Raw genomic sequence first — 21,114 nt, forward strand, 5'->3', positions numbered from 1 at the left:
AAATTATATTTCTTTTTTTATTTAATTAAAGAATAAGGTTTCCTTGCAAAAATTTTCTTAACTATTGGTGCAAAGAATTCTAAGGGTTTACTCTCATAATCTGGATCAAATGAAGCTTGATCCCATTTTTCACAAAAATTAACAGCATCTTGATAGTATTTATGATCTTTGTATTTATCTCTTTGATTTTGGTTTTTACCTAAATGGTGGGCATAGTAATACATTTGAAACTCACCATGTTTTTCAATAATCCAGTGGGTTTTTTCACTAACATACGGTTTTAAAACTGAAGCTGCGTATTCAGAGTGATTTAAAGGTGCAAGTTCATCACCAATATCATGTAATAATGCTGCAACAATCATTTCTTCATCCGCACCATCATTAAGAGCTCTTGTTGCTGATTGTAATGAGTGCTCTAGTCTTGTTATTTTGTATCCCTCTAATGTTGAGGTTAATCCTTTCATGAAATTTAAAATACGATCAGCAGTGCCATCTATGTACTCCTGTTCATATTTATCTAATAAAAGATACTCATCCTTAGTCCCATCTTTCATCTGAGTGAAATTGACTGTTTTCATTAATTATTTGAGGCAGTATTTAATAAAGATAATTGTGTAATTTTATTGTCACCCAATTCATCAATAGGTTTTACTGGATATTCGCCTGTAAAATAATGATCCGTTAATTGAGGGTAATTTTCATTTCTTTTATCAAAGCCGATTGCTCTATACATTCCATCAATTGATAAAAATTTTAAAGATTTTGCTCCAATATATTCACAAATTTCATCATTTGATTTATTTGCTGCTAATAATTCTTTTCTAGTTGGAGTGTCAACGCCGTAAAAATCGGGATATCTAATTTCAGGACAAGCTATTTTAACATGCACCTCTTTTGCTCCTGCATCATAAAGCATTTTAACAATTTTATAAGATGTAGTTCCTCGAACTAACGAGTCGTCAATTAATATAATTCTTTTATCTTTAATAGTTGTTTGGTTAGCATTGAGTTTTAGTTTTACCCCTAAACTTCTAATTTGCTGACTAGGTTCAATAAAAGTTCTTCCAACATAATGATTTCTAATCAAACCATGCTCATAATTTTTACCTAAGTGCTGAGCAAAACCAAGAGCTGCTGCATTACCACTATCTGGAACGGGCACAATGATATCTGCTTCAATATCATTTTCTTTTGCAAGTTCTTTACCTAAATTTTTTCTATGCTCGTAAGCAGTTTTTCCATTTAAGATGCTGTCTGGTCTTGCAAAATAAATATATTCAAAAACACACGGTCTAACTTTTTTAGGAGGGAAGGGCTTAATGCTCTCAAGCTTATCATTCTCAATTAAAACAATTTCTCCATTTTCAACTTCTCTTACAAACTTTGCACCAATAATATCTAATGCACAAGTTTCAGAGGCTAACACATAACTGTTTTTTAATTTTCCAATGACAAGTGGTCTAATTCCATAGGGGTCTCTTACTCCAATTAATGATTTTTGAGTTAGCATTACTAATGCATACCCACCTTGAATTTGGAAAATAGCATCAACTACTTTATCAATTGTTTTTGCTCTTTTGGATTTTGCAATCAACTGAACAATTGTTTCAGTATCTGAAGTTGTGTAAAAAATCGCACCATCTTCAACTAACTTATTTCTCAAATGAATTGAGTTTGTTAAATTTCCATTGTGAGCAACACCAATTCCACCTGCATTAGTATCCGCAAAAAAAGGCTGAATATTTCTTAAAGTATTGCTACCAGTAGTGCTATATCGGTTATGGCCAATTGCATAATTACCTTTTAATCTTTTTAATACCTTTTCTTTATTGAAATTATCACCAACTAACCCAAATCGTTTTTCAGAGTAATATTGTTCACCGTCAAAAGTAACAATTCCACAACCTTCCTGACCTCTGTGTTGTAGAGCGTGAAGGCCTAGAGCTGTTAAAGCTGAAGCATCTTCAATATTGCTGATGCCGAATACACCACACTCTTCTTTTAGTTTTGGATTAAATGTCTTCAATTTTTTCTTTAGAATCTTGGTATGTTTTTTCATCCGGGAATTCTTTCAAAAGATAATTACTACCTTTCTCTATGTATGGAAAGACATAAGATTTATCCACATCTATTGGCCATTTATCGTAATTATACACAATGTGGACGCTAGAGAATATACTCACTGAAATTATATAAGCTTTAACAAACCCAAAAAAGAATCCAAACGTAGTATCTAAACTTCCAATACCGGTATACTTAATTGCTTTGCTAATCGCCTTGTTAACCATCAACACTAAAAAAATTACTATCACAAATATTCCAATACCAAGTCCAATATCTAAAACGTATTCATTATCAATAATGTCTTCTAAATAGGGTTTAACTCGTGGGAAAATGATTAATGTTATAATGTAGGCCAAAAGCCATTTTGCCATTGATAGAATACTTAGAACAAAACCTTTTCTATATCCACCGAATATAGAAAAAATTGTTATTACTAAATAGACAATATCGATACTTGAGGCTGTGCTAAAAAAATCTTTAACAGTGTCTAGCATGAATTATTTTCCAAATGGCTTAAAGACTAAAATCAAAGATGGAAGAAGAGTTAAGACAGAAATCATTGCAAGCAACATTGCAAGTCCAGTAAACACTCCAAAGTAAATTGTTGGAATAAATTTAGATAAAACTAAAATTGAAAAACCAAACACAATTGTAATTGATGTATTTAATATTGCTGCTCCAACAGTAGAATGACATGTTGCTAGAGTTTCTTTGTAATCTTTTATTTTATTAAACTCCTCTTTAAATCTGTAAATATAGTGAATGCTATTATCCACCGCTATACCAATTGTAATTGCTGCAATGGTTATGGTCATCATATCAAGCGGAATACCTAAAAGACCAATAATTCCCAAAATAAAGAAAGCAGCAATGAAATTTGGTACAACTCCAATTAAAGATAATTTTATATTTCTAAATAAGATTAAGAACATTGCAAATATTCCAATCATTACCAATCCCAATGTTAAAATTTGTGATTTAAATAAACTTTGTAAAAGATTATTAAATAAAATTAAGACACCAGCTAATTTGTATTGGTTTTTTTCTATTCCTAGTTCATTTTCAAGATCATAATTAATCTTATTGATTAAATCATTTCTTCTTAAATTTTCTTGAGAGTCTATTATTCTTAAACTTATTCGAGCTTCATTATCTTTAATTGAAATATAAGGATCAATAATCTCTGTTTTAATACTATCTGGAATTTTTGAGTAAAGCACACCCATTTCTAAGGTCCCAAGCGGCTTGTTGTTATTCAATTGAGTTGCAACATCTATGATAGAGGAAAAAGAAAGTACTTTTCCTATTTGAGGTAAATTATCTAAGTAATTGTGCACATTTGCGATTGTATCTATCTTATCTTTTGTGAACCAATATTTTTCATCATCTTGTTCATTTTCATCTCCCCAGTCATCAAAATCATCATCTTCATCTGTTTTCTCTTTAGCTTGTTTAGCCTCAGGGAATTTTAGAATAACTTCGAGTGGAGTAGTTCCTCCAAGCTCTTCATCTATAAGTTTCATGCCCTTATAGATTTCAGTATTTTTACTAAAATAATTAATAAAACTGTTTTCAACTTCTAATTTTGAAATTCCAAAAACACTTAGACCAATAACAACAATTGTAACTATAAATATCGGTGTTTGATAACTTAAGGAAAGTTTACCAAAAAATTTTGTAATTTTTGAACCCTCATCTTCTTTAACTGAAATATTTTTAGTTGGGGCAAAACTTAAAAGAGTGGGGAGTAGTGTAAAAGTGATTATAAATGATGTAATTAGTCCAAATGTCATCATCCAACCAAAATCAATAATAGGTTTAATTTCACTAAAGATTAAAGACAAAAACGCAATTACAGTTGTTAGAACTGTATAGAGTATTGGCCAAAACATCTTACCAGTAGTAAGTGTTAAAATCTCTAAGCTAGATTTATCTGGATTAGATTTTCTAAGCTGTAAAAATCTTGTGCTCATATGGATATTCATTGCCATTGTTAAAATCAACATAAGGGCAATAAAGTTTGATGATATAACAGTTACTTTCCAACCAAGTAACCCAAGAAGACCCATCATTATAATTACTGAGAAAAAACAACTGCTAATTGGAACGATGATCCAGATTAATTTTCTAAATACAAACCAAAGTGTTGCTATGATAAATAATAAAACTCCTAATCCAAATACAACAATATCACTTTTAATAAATGTCATCATGTCATCCGCAATCATTGGAATTCCACCTAAATATATTTTTCCAATATCTTGGTAACTCTTTATGACATCTCTTATTTCTAAAATGTTTTCATGATTTTGTTTCTTGATTTGATCACGGTATTGTTCAATTTCATCTTGTGATCTATTTTCTATATCTTCTAGTGGGGGAGTTTTTTTTATATTAACTATTATTCCACTTGTTTTACCATTTTCACTAATGACAAAATTTCTAAAAACTGGACTATCTAAAATTTCTTTAAATCCTCTTTGTTTATCAACATCTTCATCTTTTAAAGTTTTAAACCCTTCTAGTCTTTCTTGAAGTGGGGCATCAGAATTATTTAATAAAGGGATATCTAATAATGTTATTACACTATGAACCCAGTCTAAACTTTGGATTTTATATTTTAAACTTAATAAATTATTTATTGAGGTATCAGTGACCATCCCTTCATTAGGAGTGTAGGTAAGGACTAAAAATTCCTTTGAGCCATATCGATCAGTGATTTCTCTTAGATATTCAAGATCAGGATCCCCTTCGATTAATAATGTCTCTGAGGATGCATCTAGTCTAAAATCTTTTGAGTAATATCCAAAGCTTAATAATGTGATTAATAAAATCACAAAAATAGATTTTGGATTTTTTAAAATTGTATTTTCATACAAGTTTACAAACATAGTTGTTTTATATTGGAATTTAATTAATTTGAGTATCTTTAAATTTGGTAAATCGTTCCTCAAACTCAAGTGTTACTTTACCAATTGGACCGTGACGTTGTTTACCAATAATAATCTCGGCTAAATGGGCAACTTCATTCATCTTTGCTTGCCACTCTGCATGTTCTACGGTTGCTTCCCTTGGCTCTTTTCTTTGTAAGTAATAACCCTCTCTATATACAAACATTACCACATCCGCATCTTGTTCAATTGAACCAGATTCTCTTAAATCAGATAACTGAGGTTTGTGATCATCCCGTTGCTCGACCTGTCTTGAAAGCTGAGATAAGGCAACAACTGGAACCCCTAGTTCTTTTGCAATTGCTTTTAGTCCTTGTGTAATTTGAGAGATTTCCTGAACTCTTCCATCTTTATTATAGGTTGTGCCTCTCATTAACTGAATGTAATCAACCACAATCATATCAAGACCGTTTAATCTTTTAATTCTTCGAGCTCTATTACTCATTGCAGCAATACTAATTGCTGGTGTTTCATCGATGAATAATGGAAGTTCAGCAATATTTTTTGAAGTTTCTAAAAATTGATCGAATTGCTCATCAGAAATTCTTCCACGTCTAATGTCATTTGATCCAATTCTTGCTTGTTCTGATAATATTCTAGTTGATAATTGCTCTGATGACATTTCTAGAGAAAAGAAAGCAACTGAGGATTTTTTTCCACTGTCTTGAATATATTTCGCTGCATTAAATGCAATATTAGTTGCAAGGGATGTTTTACCCATTGAAGGTCTACCAGCTATAATAATCAAGTCTGATTGATGCAATCCACCTAGTTTATCATCTAAATCTCTCAAACCTGTTGGAACACCAACAATGCCACCCTCATTTTTATATGCAGCCGAAGCCATCTCAATCGTTTGCTTCATTGCATCATCAAATTTTACTAGTGAGGAATTAAAAGATCCTTTTTCTGCAAGATCAAATAACAATCTTTCAGAGTTTTCAATAATATTTTGACCACTAGTATCTAGATCATTTATTTTTGCATTATCGATTGTTTGTTCAGATATTTTAATCAGTTCTCGTCTTACAAACATGTCATAGATTATTTTTGAATATTCAATTGCTTGTCTTACAGATGTAGAAAATTTTGTGATCTTTACTAGGTATTCAGGAACATCTAAATCATCTTTTTCATCTTCAAAATAATTTTTTAATGTAATTGGGTTTGCAAGCATGCCTTTGTAAATTAAGCTTTCGATAGCATTGTAAATTTTTTGATGCATGGGGTCATAAAAATTCGTACTTGAGATGATTGTGCTAATCTCATCAAAGATTTCATTAGTTACTAAAATGGATCCAATAACAGATTGTTCAGCTTCAATGTTATTTGGCAGCTCTTTAAATTTATCTTTAACAATACTTAGATTATTTTCCATACAGATAATCTATATGAAAAAATATTTTTAAAAATTTAAAAATATGATTGTGGATGAAATTGTATAATTACTGAATTGTTTCAGCAGATTGAACATCAATTGTAATTTCAGCATCAACTGATGAGTGTAAAGAAACTTTTACTTTATGTTTTCCAAGAGCTTTGATTTCTTGAACGGGTTGTATCATTGAAGGTTTGATATCAACTTTATTGGTCTCTTGAATTAGTTTTGCAATTTCAGTTGGTTTAACAGAACCATATAATTCATTATTTTCAGTACTCAGTTTTTTAACAACATATTCTTTTTTATTAATCTGTTCTAAGATTTTTTGAGCTTCTGCTTTTTTCTCATTATCTTTTTTAGATAAATCAGCTTTAATTTTTTCAACTTCTTTAATGTTTTCTTTTGAAGCGTATAAAGCTTTTTTATTTGCAATTAAAAAGTTTCTAGCAAAACCTCTTTTAACATCAATTACTTCTCCAATTGATCCAATTCTCTTAACGTTTTCTAATAAGATAACTTTCATTTTATAACAGTGCTAGATTTCTTGCTCTTTTAATAGATAAAGACAATTCTCTTTGTTTCTTCTGACTTACATTTGTAATTCTTGAAGGTAAAATTTTGCCATTTTCTGACATATATTTTTTAAGTAATTTAATATTTTTGTAATCAACCTTGGGTGCACCTTTAACAGATAAAGGGCAGCTTTTTTTAAACTTATATTTATTTGGTTGGAAAATACTTAATTTTGCAAAATTGCTTTGTTTACCTTTTTTATTTCCACTTTGTCTTTTAGGCATAATTAATTAGATACCTTCTCTTTTTTTTCAAATTTTTCTCCATCTTCTCTCTTAGCGAAATAATTAGTATTTAAATCAAAATCTTTAACCTTTACTGTCATATATCTTAATAATTTTTTATCAATCGCTTCATTTTTTTCTAATTCTTCAACAACTTTTCCTTTGCCTTTAATTTTAAAATGTATGTAGCTTCCTTTTTTATTCTTTCTAATAAGATAAGAAAGGTTTAGTAAACCCCAATTTTCAGTTTTAACTACTTCACCTTCATTTTTTTCAATAATTTTTGAATATTTTTCAGTAAGTTGCTTTAGCTCACTTGGAGAGGCATCCTGTCTAGCAATGATAGTATGTTCGTATAAATTCATTTAAATTCTTTAATAAAACGTGAGGATATACTATTATAAATCTTCAATTACAACAGTAAAAAGGCTAAAAATTAAACAGAATTTAATATGTTTTCAGTAATTTTTCCAGGACAGGGTTCTCAATCTGTGGGCATGGGAAAAGAGTTCTATGGTAAATACGATCTTGTAAAAACATTGTTTAAAGAGGCTGATGAAGCACTTGAAGCACCACTTTCAAAAATCATTTTAGAAGGACCAAAAGAAGAATTAGATTTAACTGCAAATACACAACCTGCAATTTTCTTAATCAGTTATTCTATTTTCCAAGTTATAAAGCAAGAATTTGGTACTGACTTAACAAAAGCAAAATTTTTTGCAGGACATTCACTTGGAGAATATTCAGCATTATCAAGCGCTGGTTATCTAGATTTTAAAGACACAATCAAAATTTTAAAAATTAGAGGTAATGCTATGCAAAATTCTGTCCCAAAAGGTGAGGGTGGAATGACAGCTGTTTTAGGAACTGCAATTGAAGAAATTGAAAATTTACTTAATGAAAATCAAGATAATTTTAAAGCTGAAATTGCAAATGACAATTCAGAAGGTCAAATTGTTTTAAGTGGTAAAATCCAGGACTTAGATAAATTAAGTTCTTTGTTAAAAGAAAAAAAAATTAAAAATATTAGACTTCCAGTGAGTGCACCATTTCATTGTAGTTTAATGAATAAAGCAACTGAAATCATGAAAGAAGAACTTTCTAAATTAAAATTTAAAAAAGGTACCAATCCTTTAATTTCAAATATTACTGCTGATGAAATTTTTAATGCTGATGAGTTAAAAGATTTACTGGTAAAACAAATTGAAAATAGAGTTCGTTGGAGAGAAAGTGTGATTAACATGATCAATAAGGGTGTTAATCATTTTATAGAAATTGGTCCCGGCAAAGTTTTATCAGGCCTTGTAAAAAGAATTAATAAAGAAGTAGAAGTTAGTTCAATAAATAGTGAAGAGGAAATAAAAAGTATTGAAATATGAAAGATCTAGAAAATAAGAATATTATTGTAACAGGTGCCTCTGGTGGAATAGGTAACTCAATTGTTGAAAAATTAAATGATTGTGGTGCTAATGTATTAGCCTCTGGAACAAGATTGGAGAAACTTGAAGAATTAAAAAACAAATTTAATAAAATTAAAATATTAAAATTTGATATTTCTCAAAGTGATAAAATTGAAGAGTTTATAGACAATGCCTCAAGTGAGCTAGGTGGGCTAGATTGTATTGTAAACAATGCTGGTATAACTCAAGATAATCTAGCTATAAGAATGAGCATTGAAGAATGGAAAAAAGTTATAGATATTAATCTAACATCAACATTTCTAATGAGTAAATTTGCAATTAAAAAAATGTTAAAAAATAAAAAGGGTAAAATCATAAATATCACCTCAGTTGTTGGTCATACTGGTAATTTGGGACAAGCTAATTATACTGCCTCTAAAGCTGGAATTGTTGCAATGTCTAAGAGTTTAGCAATTGAATATGCTAAAAAGAATATTAACGTAAATTGTATCTCCCCAGGTTTTATAAAAACTGCAATGACAGATAAAATTGACGAAAAATATAAAGAAACAATAGTTTCTAAGATACCTTCAGCCAGATTAGGGGAGCCAGAAGATATCGCAAATGCTGTACTATTTTTAGCATCTGAGAATTCAAATTATATTAATGGTGAAACATTGCATGTTAATGGAGGCATGTATATGGCTTGACAATCAAGCGATTTAAACTATTAAGATTTTAAAACAAAAAGGATCAATATGTCAGAAGATGTTTCAAGCAAAGTTAAAAAAATAGTAGCAGATCACTTAGGAATTGATGAAGCAAAAGTGACTGAAGAATCTAGTTTTATAGATGATTTAGGTGCTGATAGCCTAGATACAGTAGAATTAGTAATGGCTTTTGAAGAAGAATTTGGTTCAGAAATTTCTGATAGTGAAGCTGAAAAAATTTTAACAGTTGGTGATGCTGTAAAATTTATTGAAGGCAAAGCAAATTAACAATTTCTTTGAATGCCCACATCAAGTGATGGGATAATGGTTATTCTATCCTCTCCATCTGGAGCTGGGAAAACCACTTTAGTTAATTTATTGGCTAAAGAGAATAATTTTGAGATATCTATATCTCACACAACACGTCAACCTCGCCCAAAAGAAATTCTTAATAAAGATTATTATTTTGTAAATAATGATGAGTTTAAAAGACTAATAAAAAATCAAGAATTTTTAGAGTATGCTAAAGTATTTAATAATTATTACGGTACAACACGAACACCAGTAATTGATAAACTGAATAAAGGCAAAAATGTTTTATTTGATATTGATTGGCAGGGTGCAGATCAAATCAAAAATAAAAAATTAGATTATAAATTAATAACTTTTTTTATTCTGCCACCAAGTAAAAAAATTTTATTTGAAAGATTATCAAACAGAGACATGAAAGATAAATTAATCGCAGAAGAGAGAATGAAGCAATTTGAAAGAGATGTTCTTCATTGGATTAATTACAATTACGTAGTGATTAATGACAATTTAGATAGTTGTTATAGTAAGATAAAAAATTTAATTGAAGCAGAGGTTAATAATGGATCTAAAGATTATGATCCTGAATTTATACGAAACCACGTAGAAAGTTTAACTTCTTAAGTTCTCATATTCTTTTGTTATATTGTAAAAAGTTTCAAAATCTAAATTTTGAGGTCTTAGATTAAGATTAATTTTCAATTTTTCAGCAACATTAATATCACCATTAAATATTTGATTGTAAGGCTTCTTTATCATTTTACGCTTATGCATAAAAAAAATTCTGGTTATTTTTTCTAGGCTTTTTGAATCTTTGAATTTGAAAAAATTTTTTTTAGGTTTGAAAAAAATTAAACTACTATCAATTTTTGGTTTAGGAGAAAAACTAGTTGGTTTTATATCACAAATTTTTTCAACATCTAAACGCCATTGTGATATTATAGATAGTCTACTGTAATTTTTTGAATTAAACTCGCCAATTATTCTATCAGCAACTTCTTTTTGAAACATTAATAATAAATATTTAAACCAATATTGATCTTCTAAATTTAAGATCCATTTACATAAGATTTCAGTTGAAATATTGTATGGTAAATTTCCAAATACAGTCAGTTCTTTATCTAAAATTTTTTTTTCATCTAACTCAAGAATATCATCATTAATTATTACAATCTTTTCATTAAATTTTAATTTTAAATCTTCTGCTAATCGATTGTCTTTTTCAACTACAATTAATTTATTTGGTTCTTTTTTAAGTATTGCTGAAGTTAAATTTCCTGTACCAGGACCAATTTCTAAAATATTTTCACCTTTTATATTTGCAATATTTACAATTCTTTCAATTAAGTTGTTATCAATTAAAAAGTTTTGGCCGAGACTTTTTTTGGCTCTAATCATTTTTTGTCTAAGAACTCTAAAGCTTTAATAAGACTAGTGGGGTTGGATAAATTTTTACCTACCATTTCTTTATTTGGTCCATGATCTGGTGTAGCTCTTAAAAAAGGAAGTCCCATAGTGACATTTATTGCATCGAACTCATAAAGCGCCTTTATTGGTGATAATACTTGATCATGATACATGCCGATTACCACGTCATAAATATTTCTATTTTTGCTACTAAATATTGTATCAGCCGGAAAGGGTCCTTTAACATTAATATTTTTCTTTTTCATATCCTTAATTGCTGGTTTAAGAATATTTTCATCTTCATTAAATCTTAATATACTTTCACAATGTGGATTAAGTCCTGTAACAGCTATTCTTGGTTTTAATTTTAAATATTTTAAATAAAATTCATTAACTAATTTAATTTTTTCTTTAATAATATTTTTATCAATTGATTTGACAACATTCTTAAGTGGTAAATGAGTAGTGACAGGGCAGACTGATAACTTTTTATTGTAAATTAACATTCCAGTTTTTTTTTTATTAAATTTACTGGATATATATTCAGTTACTCCTAAAAATTTATTATTTAAAAATATTTTTTTATCAACTGGTCCATTTATTAATTTATTAGCAAATCCTTTTCTAATTAATTCAAAAGAAATTTCAAAACATTTTTCTATATAATCTTTAATATATTTTTTTTTTAAATCTTTGTTTGTTTTTTTTTCAAGTTTGATATCAATTAAATTAATTTCATTTTTTTTTAAGGTAATTTGATTTATTTTTTTAATATTTAGTAAATTAATCTTTTTTTTTAATCTATTTATATTCATTTGCTTTTCTAAGTTATCTTTAGAGCAAATTAGAATTAAGTAGTTCTTATAAGATTTAGATTTAAGAGATTTAAAAAATAACTCTAAAAAAACTCCTTCAGGATCACCTTCTACAATCAAAGTACGATTATAGCTCATTTATAATTGTGTCTTTTTCAATTCGTTTATAATAAATATTCGAAAATTGATTAAATTGTTGATTTGTTAAACTTGTTTTTAATTTTTCTCTCTCTTTATCAATATCAATTTCATTTTCTATTATTCTTGCCTCTTTTAATTCAAGCAAAAGATATCCACCCGGAACTGTTATTGGTTGAGTAAATTCTCCAATTTTAATATTCATTAAAATAGATCTGACATTTTGATTTAATGAATTTTCATTAATCCACCCAAGGTCTCCATTTTGGTTAGCAGATCTTGATTTACTGTGTATAAAAGCTGCATTACCAAATCCTTTATTTGTAATATCGTTTTTAATTTCAATTAATTTTTTATTAAATTCTTCCAAACTGTCAGCTGTAAAATAAATTTCAGATAAAGATAATTGTTTAATTTTATCAGTTTTAATTTCTTCAAGTTGCTTTTCTAATTCAACTTCGTCTATGAATATTCTATTTCTAAATTTTGAGACAATCAGACGGTTCCATAAAATCTCAATAGATATTTTGTTTCTTATGTAATCTAAATTTAAATCAAAATTATTTACAAATTCTGCCAATTCATCGTTAGATTTTAAATCTAAATTCTCATAGATATTTCGTAGAGCATTATTAAGCAAATCCTCTTCTACTTTAGTATTCTTTAATTCAATATTGATTGTTTCTTTTTTAATAATTTCTCTAATAATTGAGTTTTTACTTATTTCTAAAAGAGTTTTTTTGTCCAAACTTTGTGCATTTTTATTTAATGCTTTTAAATAATTGGACTCATTTAAAATATCTATTGATGTAATAATTTCATTATTAACTTTAAATAAGATCTTATTTTCTAAGGCTAAAGCTGAATTAATTAAAAATAGAAATATTATAACAAAATAATTATGTAATTTATTCATTTATCTATTTTTCAACACTTTGATTAAAAGTTGTTAAAGGTGTTAACTTAATTGTAAACATTATATCTTCCGTTGGTTTTAGCTCTCTATCACTATAATAAGATTTGTTATAAGTTATGCCTGCAACAAGACAGTCATTTTTATATTCATAAATCAAATCATAGTATTCAGTTAAATCTGTTTCTTTATTTCTTCTTGTTCTAAATAATAAACTATTGCTGCTATCAATATTATATCTAGTTGTGTTTTCAATAGCATGAGCAGACCCAATATTATTATTTTCTTCAATATAGTTGAAAGTTGTCACAAAATTATTCACTGAAAAAGTGGTACCAATTGAACTATATTCTAGCTCATCATATTGATTATTGATCGAGAAGTCATAATTGAAACTTAAGTTTTCATTAAAATTATTTTTTAATGATCCAATCAAATTTGATTCTTTCTTATTTAATGTAGAAGTTATTGGAATTTCATTAATCTCTTCATCTCTAAATACTTTTCCTAAATTAAATTCAAAATATCTATTTATATTTTCAATACTTTCTTTTCTATATTCGAGACCCAAAGTTAAACTTTTACCAGCCTCCAATGTATCTACCAATCCCAGTCTATTTGTTTCAAATAAATTTGTATTGAATATTTTTCTATTATCTTTTGAGTAATCCTGCATATCTGAGGGGTTGTACCTTAGAGAAAGTTTTGGAGAGAGAAAATTTGTAGACTTGTCTCCTTTTTTTATCATAGGAAAACTTGTTTCAGCCTCGATTAAGCCCATCAATTTTATTTCGGCAGAAGAATCATGTTCATTATTTTCATTTCCTGTAGTGACGATATTTTTTGTAAGAAGATTTAAATTATTTTTTAAACCACTTTTTGACATGAGATTAAAACTCTCAAGATTGATATCATTTATCATTCTACTTCTAAAATTATTAGTATCTTTTAAAATATTATCTCCTGAGGATATAAAATTAATTATTCCAAATTGATTTTCATTTAATTGTGAAGAAAAATTATAGTAAGGCAGAACATATTCATGCCTATCACTTTTAGATTTTCTCAAATCTTCATAAGAATTAAATCCACTAGTAAAATTAAAATTTTCATGCTCTAATTCAATTTTGGCTTGAGAAGATAATATATTAAAATTTTCTGGTTTTAATTCAGAACTAGTTAAATTTTTATCAAAAACCTTAAGATAAGTATCATTATTAACACTGTAAAAGTCTAAACTAAAAATAGAACTTTTAAAATTGTCAAAATTTAAATTGAAATTAAACTTAGAAAAAAAATGAGAAATAGTACCTTTCTCTTTGGTTGAATTTGACTTGTAATTATTTACGAAATTAAAATCAGTTATTAGCGAAGAATTTTTACCCTCTTTTCTAAATTCTGTTTGTAACATCCTCGCGTTTTTATCAAAAATAGTTGGGCTAAACGTAAAATCCTTATCATCAGATAAAGCATAGAAATAAGGGATATTAATAGATGAGCCTAAGGATTTTGAGTTATTAAAACTTGGTGCAAGAAAGCCAGATTGTCTTTTGACAGTCGGATCAGGATGAAAAAATTTTGGAAAATAAAAAACTGTCCGATCATAAAGTTTAATAGCAGCATTATCATAAGTTATTTGTTTTTTATTTTTATCATGGGTTATTTTACTTGCTTGAATTGACCATGGAACGCAATCGTCTCTTTTTTTACAACTTGTAAATTTTCCTTTATTAATAACCGTGATACCATTTTTGCTAGAAGATGAAGCCCCAACTAATCTTGGATCATTTTCTATATTACCAAAGGTATCTTTTTTAAGCTCTAATTTAATTTTACTAGTTAAAAAATTGTTTTCTTTTAAATCTATGAAAGCATTCTCTAAAAAAAATTTTTCATTATTTGGTTTTTTATAATCCTTAACTAATAAAATTTTTTCGCCTTTTAATTTTTCACTATTTAAATCATAAGAGAACTTCTCTAAGCTTAAAAAAACTTCATTTTTAAAATCATAAAATTTTGTTTTTTCACTAGACTCTAAATTCATATTTTTTTTTCTAAAAATAATATCTTTTGACTCTATCAAATAGTCATTGGAAATTTCAGCTTTTACATCACCTTTAGTTTCTATTAACTCTTTATTCTTAAAATAAACTATTTCATTAGCTAATATTTTGTAACTTTTGTTAAAATTAATGAATACCTTATCTTTTGCTAAAATAATTTCTTCCGTAATATTATAAATTAATTTTTCTGAATTAATTAAAGTTTGATTTAAATCTTTAAAAATTACATTACCTTTTAATTCTAAGATATTATTAATCTTATCATAAACAAACTCATCAGCTTCAATTTTATCGCCAGCATTAGACTCTAAAATTCCTCTTTTTTTTCCAATAATTTTTTCATTTTCACTATCAATTTCAATTTCAGTTACATTAAAATTAAAGTTTACGTCTGATAAAGTTTTTGATGTTCCTAAATAAAGAAATAAAAAAAATGATACAATAATTAAAGTTAAATAATTATTTTTTATTAACATAAAATAAATAATAACTGTTAATAATAATTAGAAGAACTATAGGTATAAGCATGCTCGCGATTATATTCAATTTTTCTGTTGATGCTAATGTTGTTAAAAACACAGTAATATAATAAAAACATACAGAAAAAATCAATCCAATACTAAAACTAAAAAATTTATTATTTTTTTGAGAATTAAAAGACAAAATGCTTCCAAAAATCATTATTAATAAAAAAATTACTGGAGCTAATACAACTTTTAAAATGTGGATATTAATATCTAATACTGAATAATTTAATCTTATATAATTTTTTCTCATTTCAAAAAGTTCTAGTAGTGATAAAGAGGATAAATTTGAAAATAAATTTTGTATTGTTTCATAATCATAATTTGTTTTGATTAATCCATCTTTTAAAATTATCTCATTATTATCCTTAAATATTTTAACATCAAATAGCTTCCAATTTTTATTTGATATATCAACTTTTGAACTCTGAATATTCCTTATGACGTTAAAATTTTGATCAAATTCTGAGATAAATATATCTAATAGGTAATTTTGTTCTATTCCAGCAGCATTTATCATTAAAGTTTTACTTTTAACAACGTCTTTAATCCAAAGTCCATTTTTGGTTATTACTGCGAGATATTTATCATCATCAGTATATTTTGATTTAGTAATTAAGTATATATTTTTTAAATTTGATGAAGCTGAGTAGTATATAGTTACGATCAAAATGCTAATTACCAAAGATAGTTGTGAGATTAATTTTATTATCTGAGTATTTTTTAGACCAAAATATTTGAAAGTTTTTATTTCATCGTTTTCTTTGAGCGAAAGAAAAAAATGCATCGTTCCAATTAAAAAAATAAAAGGAAATAATTCAAATATTAAATCAGGAGTATTTATTAGTGCTAAATAAGTTGGTATTAAAATACTTACATTAGAATCTTTAAAAAAATCAAGCTCAGTAATAATACTTAAAATATAGATTAAGCTAAAAAAAATTAAAAAAATTAACAATAAAGATTTTAGATAACTTTTGAATAAGAATTTTTTATAAACTATCATTTATTTTTTCTTTGAGATTTAATTTAATATTAAAAATTATATTAAGTATTATTGTGAAAATTATTGGCAACGAAATAATAATAAGATTTGAGTATAAGTTTTTACTTATAAATCTTTGATTAGTTTCTGATAGTATTAAAAATATTAATCCTAAAAAAAATATTGACAAAATTTTTCTATTGTAGAATTTTTTTTCTTTTGAAGTTAGTATTAATAATAAGCTGACTAATATTATCACAGGTATGTATAAAGGAATTACTAATCTTTTATAAAATTCTCTTATTATGTTGCTAATATTCTCAGATTTACAATTTTCGATATTCAAAATTTCACTTAAATCAACTTCAGTAGTCTGTTTGTAGATTTGAAAATAACATCTAAAAAGATTTATAGTTGAAACTTGTTGTGTTTTTCTATGTGTTATAGCACCCGAGTCAAATTTATTTAACACAATACGTGTTTTTGAAAAATTAAACTCTGAGACATTTCCATTGGTATAACTTAATGTTCTTCCATCAAATAATTCCAAGAAGTTTTGATTATTTTGCACGTTTACCTTGCCTTTTTTAGCAAATATAATTTGAAAATTATTAATATCTCCGTTTTTAACATAAACGTCATATAAATTTCCATTTTCATCTCTTGAATTATTGAATAAAGTTATCCCTTCCAAAGAAGCATTAAATTTTTTTGTTTTAATAAAGCTATCAATAAAATTTATTGAGGAATTTTTTATAATTTTTCTAGAATAGTCTTGAGTATAAGGCACAATTATTGAGACAATTAAAATTTGTAAAATTGTTACAATTATAGAAATATAGAAAAAAAAATTTACAACCTCTATTTTATTGATACCAAAGTTCCAAAAAATAATTAATTCATTTTTCTTTTCATATTTTGAAAAAATATAAATCAAGGTAAGTAATATTATGAAGGGAGTAATTTTAGCAATTATTTTAGGTAAATTCGATAAAGTATATTTTAAGTAAGTACTAATATTTCTTCCATCATCTATTATTATATCTAAAAAATTTACTGCCTGGACGATCCATATTATTAAACTAGCTGACAAGACAGATATTAGAAAAAACGAAATACAATCTAATAGAAGTTTATAAAAAATTTTTTTTCTCATTGAATTATATAACTTTACATATATATCAGTTTATAAAATTTTAATAAAATTATGATAATTAACTTTAACTTTGCATTTAGTAGTGCTTTAAAAAAGCATAACAATTTAGCGATCTTTTTGGGAAAAAACCAGATTGATAAAAATTTTAATTATAATGAAATAAGTATCAAAAAAGATCAAGTAACAAAATTATTTAAAGAGAATGGAAAGAAATTTGAAACAATTAATTTACCTTCAAATAAAAAAATTTTATTTATAAAATTAAATAATGATAAAAAGAATAATCGTTTAGATTTGCAAGGTGCTGAGCTTTTTAATTTTTTAAAAGAAAATCAAATATACGATTTATATTTTGACGAGAACAATATTAAAAAAATAATAAAAATCAATTCCTCATTCCTTGCTGAATTTTTTCATGGTCTAGAGATAAAATCTTATGAATTTTTAAAATATAAAAATGAATCAGAAAAAAAAATAACAATAACCATTCCAAATAATTTTAAATCAAAAATATTTGGTGACAAAAAATACAAATCTTTAATTGAAGGTGTGAGACTTGCTAAAGACTTGGTTTCTGAGCCTGGTAATATTCTTCATCCAGATGAATATGTTTATAGACTAAAAAAACTAAATTCAATTGGACTAAAAATTACAATATTTGACAAGAAAAAGTTAAAGAAACTTGGAATGAATGCTTTATTAGGTGTTGGTCAAGGTAGTGTTAGAGGTTCTTATTTGGCTATAATTGAATGGAAAGGATCAAATAAAAAACAAAAGCCACTTGCTTTTGTAGGTAAAGGAGTTTGTTTTGATACTGGAGGCATATCTTTAAAACCAGCAAAATTTATGGAAGACATGACTTATGATATGGCAGGATCAGCTGTTGTAGTTGGTTTGATGAAAACTTTAGCTTTAAGAAAAGCAAAAGTTAATGCCGTGGGGGTTGTAGGATTGGTTGAGAACATGCCAGATGGTAATGCTCAAAGGCCTGGTGATATTGTTAAATCATTTAGTGGAAAAACAGTTGAGATTTTGAATACTGACGCCGAAGGAAGATTGGTTTTGGCGGATGCGTTAACTTACACTGAAAAAAAATATAAGCCAAAATTTATTGTTGATCTTGCAACATTAACAGGTGCTATAATAGTTTGTCTTGGATCAGAATATGCAGGTTTATTTAGTAACGACGATAAATTATCTGAACAACTGTTTAAATCAGGTGAAAAAGTAGGCGAAAAAGTTTGGAGAATGCCCTTAAATGAAAATTATGATAAATTAATAGATTCGAAAAAAGCAGATATGCAAAATATAAATTATGTTGGTGGGGCAGGATCGACAACAGCTGCACAATTTTTGCAAAGATTTATTTTAAACAAAACTCCTTGGGCTCATTTAGATATAGCTGGTATGGCTTTTTCAAAATATGGTGGAGCACTAAATTCAGGTGGAGCTACTGGTTATGGTGTAAGATTATTAAATCAACTAATAGAGGATAATTATGAGTAACATAGAACAAACACTTTCAATAATAAAACCTGACGCTGTTGAGAGAAATTTAGATAGTGAAATTAAAGAAATGTTTAAAAACAAAGGTTTCAAAATTATTAAAGAAAAAAAAATTCAAATAGAGAAATTAGAAGCAGAAAAATTTTATAAAGTGCATGAAACAAAGCCATTTTATAATGATTTATGCTCATATTTGTCATCAGGGCCAATTGTTGTAATGGTTTTGGAAAAAGAAAATGCTGTGCTAGCTAACAGAGAATTAATGGGTGCCACTAATCCACAAGAAGCAGCTGAAGGTACGATTAGAAAAAAATATGGAATTTCTATAGATAAAAACTCAGTACATGGATCAGATAGTACAGATAATGCAAAAATAGAGATTGATTTCTTTTTTAAAGACTAGAAATTATTTTTTTTAAAGCTCTTGGGTACAGTAAATGTTCATGTTTTAAAATTCTTTTTGAAAGTTTTTCGCTTGAGTCATTTTTAAAAATTTTTACTTTTTTTTGTAGAATAATTTTTCCTGCATCAAGTTTTGAATTAACATAGTGCACAGTGCAACCAGAATAATTTTCATTATTATCTAATACTCTTTCATGGGTATTAAGGCCTTTGTATTTTGGTAGTAAAGAGGGATGTATATTAATTATTTTGCCTTTAAATCTTTTAATAAAATTTACAGTCAATATTTTCATAAACCCTGCTAAGCAAATAATTTGAATATTAGTTTTATCTAATTCACTTAAAATATCTTTTTCTGAATTTTTTAGATTTTTATAGTTTATTATTTTTTTTTTAATTTTATATTTTTTTGCATACTTTAATCCTTTAGCCTTTGGATTATTTGAAATTACTAATTTGATCTTAAATTTTGATTTTTTTTTAAAAGAATGCTCAATTAAATTTATAAAATTTGACCCAGTACCAGAGATAAATACTGCGACATTAATGTTTTTAATCCCAGTTAATTTGGGCATTTAATTTTACTTTGCTTTTATCTCGAATTATTTTTCCAATAACATAAGGTTTAAATTCTCTAGAAAAAAATTTATCTATTTTATTTAATTTTTTTGGATCTACTATAAGGCAAAAACCAATACCACAATTAAAAGTTTTCAACATTTCTTTATCTGAAATATTATTATTTTTTAGCCATTTAAATATTGCTAAAGTTTTAATTCTATTTAATTCTATAAATGCACACATTCCATCTGGTATTATTCTTTTTATATTATCAGATAGTCCACCACCTGTTATATTTGCACATCCATTTAGAAGATTTCTTTTATTTAAATTAAGGACTTCATCAACATAAATCTTTGTGGGTTTGAGTAGTTCAGTTTTTAAAAAATTATCTTTTTTAATATTAATTTTTCTTTTATTTAAAACATGTCTTACCAGAGAGTATCCATTTGAATGAATTCCTGATGAAGGCACTGCTAATATCAAATCACCTTTTTTAATTTTTTTTTTATTAAGTATTTTTTCTTGATCTACAATACCAACGGCAAATCCAGCTATATCAAATTTACCTTTTTCATATGTGCCTGGCATTTCAGCTGTTTCTCCACCGACGAGGTCGCAATTCGCAATTTCACACCCTTTTTTTATTCCTTTAATAATTGACTTAAGTTTACTGAGAATAACTTTATTTAGCGAGATATAATCTAAAAATAAAATTGGTTTGGCACCTTGTACTATTAAATCGTTAACACTCATTGCGACAAGATCTATGCCTAGAGTATCATATTTATTCAATAAATTTGCTATTTCTACTTTAGTTCCTACACCGTCAGTGCAGGCAACAATTTTGGGTTTTTTTATGCCTTTTGGGATATTTGAAATTGAACCAAATCCACCAATATTATTAAACTTTTTATTGCCTTTTTTTTTTGATGTGATCTTAGAAATAAAATTAACAAATTTATCGGCTGCATCAATATTGACGCCACTCTTTTTATAAGTAAAGGTTTTATTAATCATTATTATACTTTA

22 protein-coding genes are annotated in these 21,114 nt (G+C 26.7%); 6 read left to right on the forward strand and 16 right to left on the reverse strand.

The genetic code is table 11. The features are described from left to right. Window positions 1-17 precede the first annotated feature (17 nt). From B9N70_RS01090 to rpsF, 8 genes are all read right to left on the reverse strand, one after another. The gene (locus B9N70_RS01090; RefSeq protein ID WP_085113972.1) at window positions 18-578 is read right to left on the reverse strand and encodes an HD domain-containing protein; all 561 of its coding nucleotides are present in this window, start codon (window positions 576-578) and stop codon (window positions 18-20) included. Further along, the gene (gene purF, locus B9N70_RS01095; RefSeq protein ID WP_085113973.1) at window positions 578-2,059 is read right to left on the reverse strand and encodes an amidophosphoribosyltransferase; all 1,482 of its coding nucleotides are present in this window, start codon (window positions 2,057-2,059) and stop codon (window positions 578-580) included. The genes B9N70_RS01090 and purF overlap by 1 nt, the downstream gene beginning before the upstream one ends. After that, window positions 2,013-2,558 (reverse strand): CvpA family protein, encoded by a 546-nt coding sequence (locus tag B9N70_RS01100; RefSeq protein WP_085113974.1) that lies wholly within the window; start codon window positions 2,556-2,558, stop codon window positions 2,013-2,015. The genes purF and B9N70_RS01100 overlap by 47 nt, the downstream gene beginning before the upstream one ends. 3 nt (window positions 2,559-2,561) lie before the next feature. After that, the gene (locus B9N70_RS01105; RefSeq protein WP_085113975.1) at window positions 2,562-4,955 is read right to left on the reverse strand and encodes an efflux RND transporter permease subunit; all 2,394 of its coding nucleotides are present in this window, start codon (window positions 4,953-4,955) and stop codon (window positions 2,562-2,564) included. A gap of 19 nt (window positions 4,956-4,974) precedes the next feature. Then, window positions 4,975-6,393 carry a replicative DNA helicase gene (locus B9N70_RS01110; protein WP_085113976.1) on the reverse strand — a complete coding sequence of 473 codons (1,419 nt, stop codon included), beginning with the start codon at window positions 6,391-6,393 and terminating at the stop codon, window positions 4,975-4,977. A gap of 67 nt (window positions 6,394-6,460) precedes the next feature. Next, entirely contained in the window at window positions 6,461-6,919 is a 459-nt protein-coding gene (rplI, locus tag B9N70_RS01115; protein ID WP_085113977.1) for a 50S ribosomal protein L9, read from the reverse strand. 1 nt (window position 6,920) lies between these two features. Next, entirely contained in the window at window positions 6,921-7,193 is a 273-nt protein-coding gene (gene rpsR, locus B9N70_RS01120; RefSeq protein ID WP_085113978.1) for a 30S ribosomal protein S18, read from the reverse strand. A 2-nt stretch (window positions 7,194-7,195) separates the two neighbouring features. Next, window positions 7,196-7,558, reverse strand: a complete 363-nt coding sequence (gene rpsF / locus B9N70_RS01125) for a 30S ribosomal protein S6 (protein WP_085113979.1) — start codon at window positions 7,556-7,558, stop codon at window positions 7,196-7,198. An 87-nt stretch (window positions 7,559-7,645) separates the two neighbouring features. Here rpsF and fabD point away from each other — a divergent pair, with 87 nt between their 5' ends. The 4 genes from fabD to gmk are packed head-to-tail and all read left to right on the forward strand — an operon-like array spanning window position 7,646 to window position 10,236. Continuing rightward, complete coding sequence (gene fabD, locus B9N70_RS01130; RefSeq protein WP_085113980.1) at window positions 7,646-8,572, forward strand: ACP S-malonyltransferase; 927 nt, start codon at window positions 7,646-7,648, stop codon at window positions 8,570-8,572. Beyond that, window positions 8,569-9,303 (forward strand): 3-oxoacyl-[acyl-carrier-protein] reductase, encoded by a 735-nt coding sequence (gene fabG, locus B9N70_RS01135; RefSeq protein ID WP_085113981.1) that lies wholly within the window; start codon window positions 8,569-8,571, stop codon window positions 9,301-9,303. The genes fabD and fabG overlap by 4 nt, the downstream gene beginning before the upstream one ends. A 48-nt stretch (window positions 9,304-9,351) precedes the next feature. After that, window positions 9,352-9,591 (forward strand): acyl carrier protein, encoded by a 240-nt coding sequence (locus B9N70_RS01140; protein ID WP_008544320.1) that lies wholly within the window; start codon window positions 9,352-9,354, stop codon window positions 9,589-9,591. A gap of 12 nt (window positions 9,592-9,603) precedes the next feature. Further along, complete coding sequence (gene gmk, locus B9N70_RS01145) at window positions 9,604-10,236, forward strand: guanylate kinase (RefSeq protein ID WP_085113982.1); 633 nt, start codon at window positions 9,604-9,606, stop codon at window positions 10,234-10,236. Here the strand turns inward: gmk and rsmA are convergent. The 6 genes from rsmA to B9N70_RS01175 are packed head-to-tail and all read right to left on the reverse strand — an operon-like array spanning window position 10,225 to window position 17,613. Further along, the gene (gene rsmA / locus B9N70_RS01150) at window positions 10,225-11,010 is read right to left on the reverse strand and encodes a 16S rRNA (adenine(1518)-N(6)/adenine(1519)-N(6))-dimethyltransferase RsmA (RefSeq protein ID WP_085113983.1); all 786 of its coding nucleotides are present in this window, start codon (window positions 11,008-11,010) and stop codon (window positions 10,225-10,227) included. The genes gmk and rsmA overlap by 12 nt on opposite strands. Beyond that, entirely contained in the window at window positions 11,007-11,972 is a 966-nt protein-coding gene (locus tag B9N70_RS01155) for a 4-hydroxythreonine-4-phosphate dehydrogenase PdxA (RefSeq protein ID WP_085113984.1), read from the reverse strand. Before B9N70_RS01155 ends, rsmA begins: the two co-directional genes overlap by 4 nt. After that, on the reverse strand, window positions 11,962-12,888 hold the full coding sequence (locus B9N70_RS01160) for a peptidylprolyl isomerase (RefSeq protein ID WP_085113985.1): 927 nt from the start codon (window positions 12,886-12,888) through the stop codon (window positions 11,962-11,964). The genes B9N70_RS01155 and B9N70_RS01160 overlap by 11 nt, the downstream gene beginning before the upstream one ends. Before the next feature lie 4 nt (window positions 12,889-12,892). After that, window positions 12,893-15,424, reverse strand: coding sequence for an LPS-assembly protein LptD (locus B9N70_RS01165; RefSeq protein ID WP_085113986.1), 2,532 nt, complete (start codon window positions 15,422-15,424; stop codon window positions 12,893-12,895). Next, complete coding sequence (locus B9N70_RS01170; protein ID WP_085113987.1) at window positions 15,408-16,478, reverse strand: LptF/LptG family permease; 1,071 nt, start codon at window positions 16,476-16,478, stop codon at window positions 15,408-15,410. Before B9N70_RS01170 ends, B9N70_RS01165 begins: the two co-directional genes overlap by 17 nt. Next, a complete protein-coding gene (locus tag B9N70_RS01175) occupies window positions 16,465-17,613 on the reverse strand; it encodes an LptF/LptG family permease (protein WP_085113988.1) in 1,149 nt (382 codons plus the stop codon). The genes B9N70_RS01170 and B9N70_RS01175 overlap by 14 nt, the downstream gene beginning before the upstream one ends. Before the next feature lie 51 nt (window positions 17,614-17,664). Between B9N70_RS01175 and B9N70_RS01180 the strand changes: the two genes are divergently transcribed. Both B9N70_RS01180 and ndk read left to right on the forward strand, forming a co-directional pair. After that, the gene (locus B9N70_RS01180) at window positions 17,665-19,119 is read left to right on the forward strand and encodes a leucyl aminopeptidase (RefSeq protein WP_085113989.1); all 1,455 of its coding nucleotides are present in this window, start codon (window positions 17,665-17,667) and stop codon (window positions 19,117-19,119) included. Further along, entirely contained in the window at window positions 19,112-19,522 is a 411-nt protein-coding gene (gene ndk, locus B9N70_RS01185) for a nucleoside-diphosphate kinase (protein ID WP_085113990.1), read from the forward strand. The genes B9N70_RS01180 and ndk overlap by 8 nt, the downstream gene beginning before the upstream one ends. Here ndk and purN read toward each other — a convergent pair. Next, window positions 19,512-20,096, reverse strand: coding sequence for a phosphoribosylglycinamide formyltransferase (purN, locus tag B9N70_RS01190; RefSeq protein ID WP_085113991.1), 585 nt, complete (start codon window positions 20,094-20,096; stop codon window positions 19,512-19,514). The genes ndk and purN overlap by 11 nt on opposite strands. Continuing rightward, window positions 20,074-21,102 (reverse strand): phosphoribosylformylglycinamidine cyclo-ligase, encoded by a 1,029-nt coding sequence (gene purM / locus B9N70_RS01195; protein WP_085113992.1) that lies wholly within the window; start codon window positions 21,100-21,102, stop codon window positions 20,074-20,076. The genes purN and purM overlap by 23 nt, the downstream gene beginning before the upstream one ends. Between the last annotated feature and the right edge of the window lie 12 nt (window positions 21,103-21,114).

This window comes from Candidatus Pelagibacter sp. HIMB1321 (genome assembly GCF_900177485.1).
Taxonomy (GTDB): domain Bacteria; phylum Pseudomonadota; class Alphaproteobacteria; order Pelagibacterales; family Pelagibacteraceae; genus Pelagibacter.

Coding starts and splice junctions, on each gene's coding strand:
- B9N70_RS01090 (WP_085113972.1), bottom strand. CDS start 578: ATGAAAACAGTCAATTTCACTCAGATGAAAGATGGGACTAAGGATGAG.
- purF (WP_085113973.1), bottom strand. CDS start 2,059: ATGAAAAAACATACCAAGATTCTAAAGAAAAAATTGAAGACATTTAAT.
- B9N70_RS01100 (WP_085113974.1), bottom strand. CDS start 2,558: ATGCTAGACACTGTTAAAGATTTTTTTAGCACAGCCTCAAGTATCGAT.
- B9N70_RS01105 (WP_085113975.1), bottom strand. CDS start 4,955: ATGTTTGTAAACTTGTATGAAAATACAATTTTAAAAAATCCAAAATCT.
- B9N70_RS01110 (WP_085113976.1), bottom strand. CDS start 6,393: ATGGAAAATAATCTAAGTATTGTTAAAGATAAATTTAAAGAGCTGCCA.
- rplI (WP_085113977.1), bottom strand. CDS start 6,919: ATGAAAGTTATCTTATTAGAAAACGTTAAGAGAATTGGATCAATTGGA.
- rpsR (WP_085113978.1), bottom strand. CDS start 7,193: ATGCCTAAAAGACAAAGTGGAAATAAAAAAGGTAAACAAAGCAATTTT.
- rpsF (WP_085113979.1), bottom strand. CDS start 7,558: ATGAATTTATACGAACATACTATCATTGCTAGACAGGATGCCTCTCCA.
- fabD (WP_085113980.1), top strand. CDS start 7,646: ATGTTTTCAGTAATTTTTCCAGGACAGGGTTCTCAATCTGTGGGCATG.
- fabG (WP_085113981.1), top strand. CDS start 8,569: ATGAAAGATCTAGAAAATAAGAATATTATTGTAACAGGTGCCTCTGGT.
- B9N70_RS01140 (WP_008544320.1), top strand. CDS start 9,352: ATGTCAGAAGATGTTTCAAGCAAAGTTAAAAAAATAGTAGCAGATCAC.
- gmk (WP_085113982.1), top strand. CDS start 9,604: ATGCCCACATCAAGTGATGGGATAATGGTTATTCTATCCTCTCCATCT.
- rsmA (WP_085113983.1), bottom strand. CDS start 11,010: ATGATTAGAGCCAAAAAAAGTCTCGGCCAAAACTTTTTAATTGATAAC.
- B9N70_RS01155 (WP_085113984.1), bottom strand. CDS start 11,972: ATGAGCTATAATCGTACTTTGATTGTAGAAGGTGATCCTGAAGGAGTT.
- B9N70_RS01160 (WP_085113985.1), bottom strand. CDS start 12,888: ATGAATAAATTACATAATTATTTTGTTATAATATTTCTATTTTTAATT.
- B9N70_RS01165 (WP_085113986.1), bottom strand. CDS start 15,424: ATGTTAATAAAAAATAATTATTTAACTTTAATTATTGTATCATTTTTT.
- B9N70_RS01170 (WP_085113987.1), bottom strand. CDS start 16,478: ATGATAGTTTATAAAAAATTCTTATTCAAAAGTTATCTAAAATCTTTA.
- B9N70_RS01175 (WP_085113988.1), bottom strand. CDS start 17,613: ATGAGAAAAAAAATTTTTTATAAACTTCTATTAGATTGTATTTCGTTT.
- B9N70_RS01180 (WP_085113989.1), top strand. CDS start 17,665: ATGATAATTAACTTTAACTTTGCATTTAGTAGTGCTTTAAAAAAGCAT.
- ndk (WP_085113990.1), top strand. CDS start 19,112: ATGAGTAACATAGAACAAACACTTTCAATAATAAAACCTGACGCTGTT.
- purN (WP_085113991.1), bottom strand. CDS start 20,096: ATGCCCAAATTAACTGGGATTAAAAACATTAATGTCGCAGTATTTATC.
- purM (WP_085113992.1), bottom strand. CDS start 21,102: ATGATTAATAAAACCTTTACTTATAAAAAGAGTGGCGTCAATATTGAT.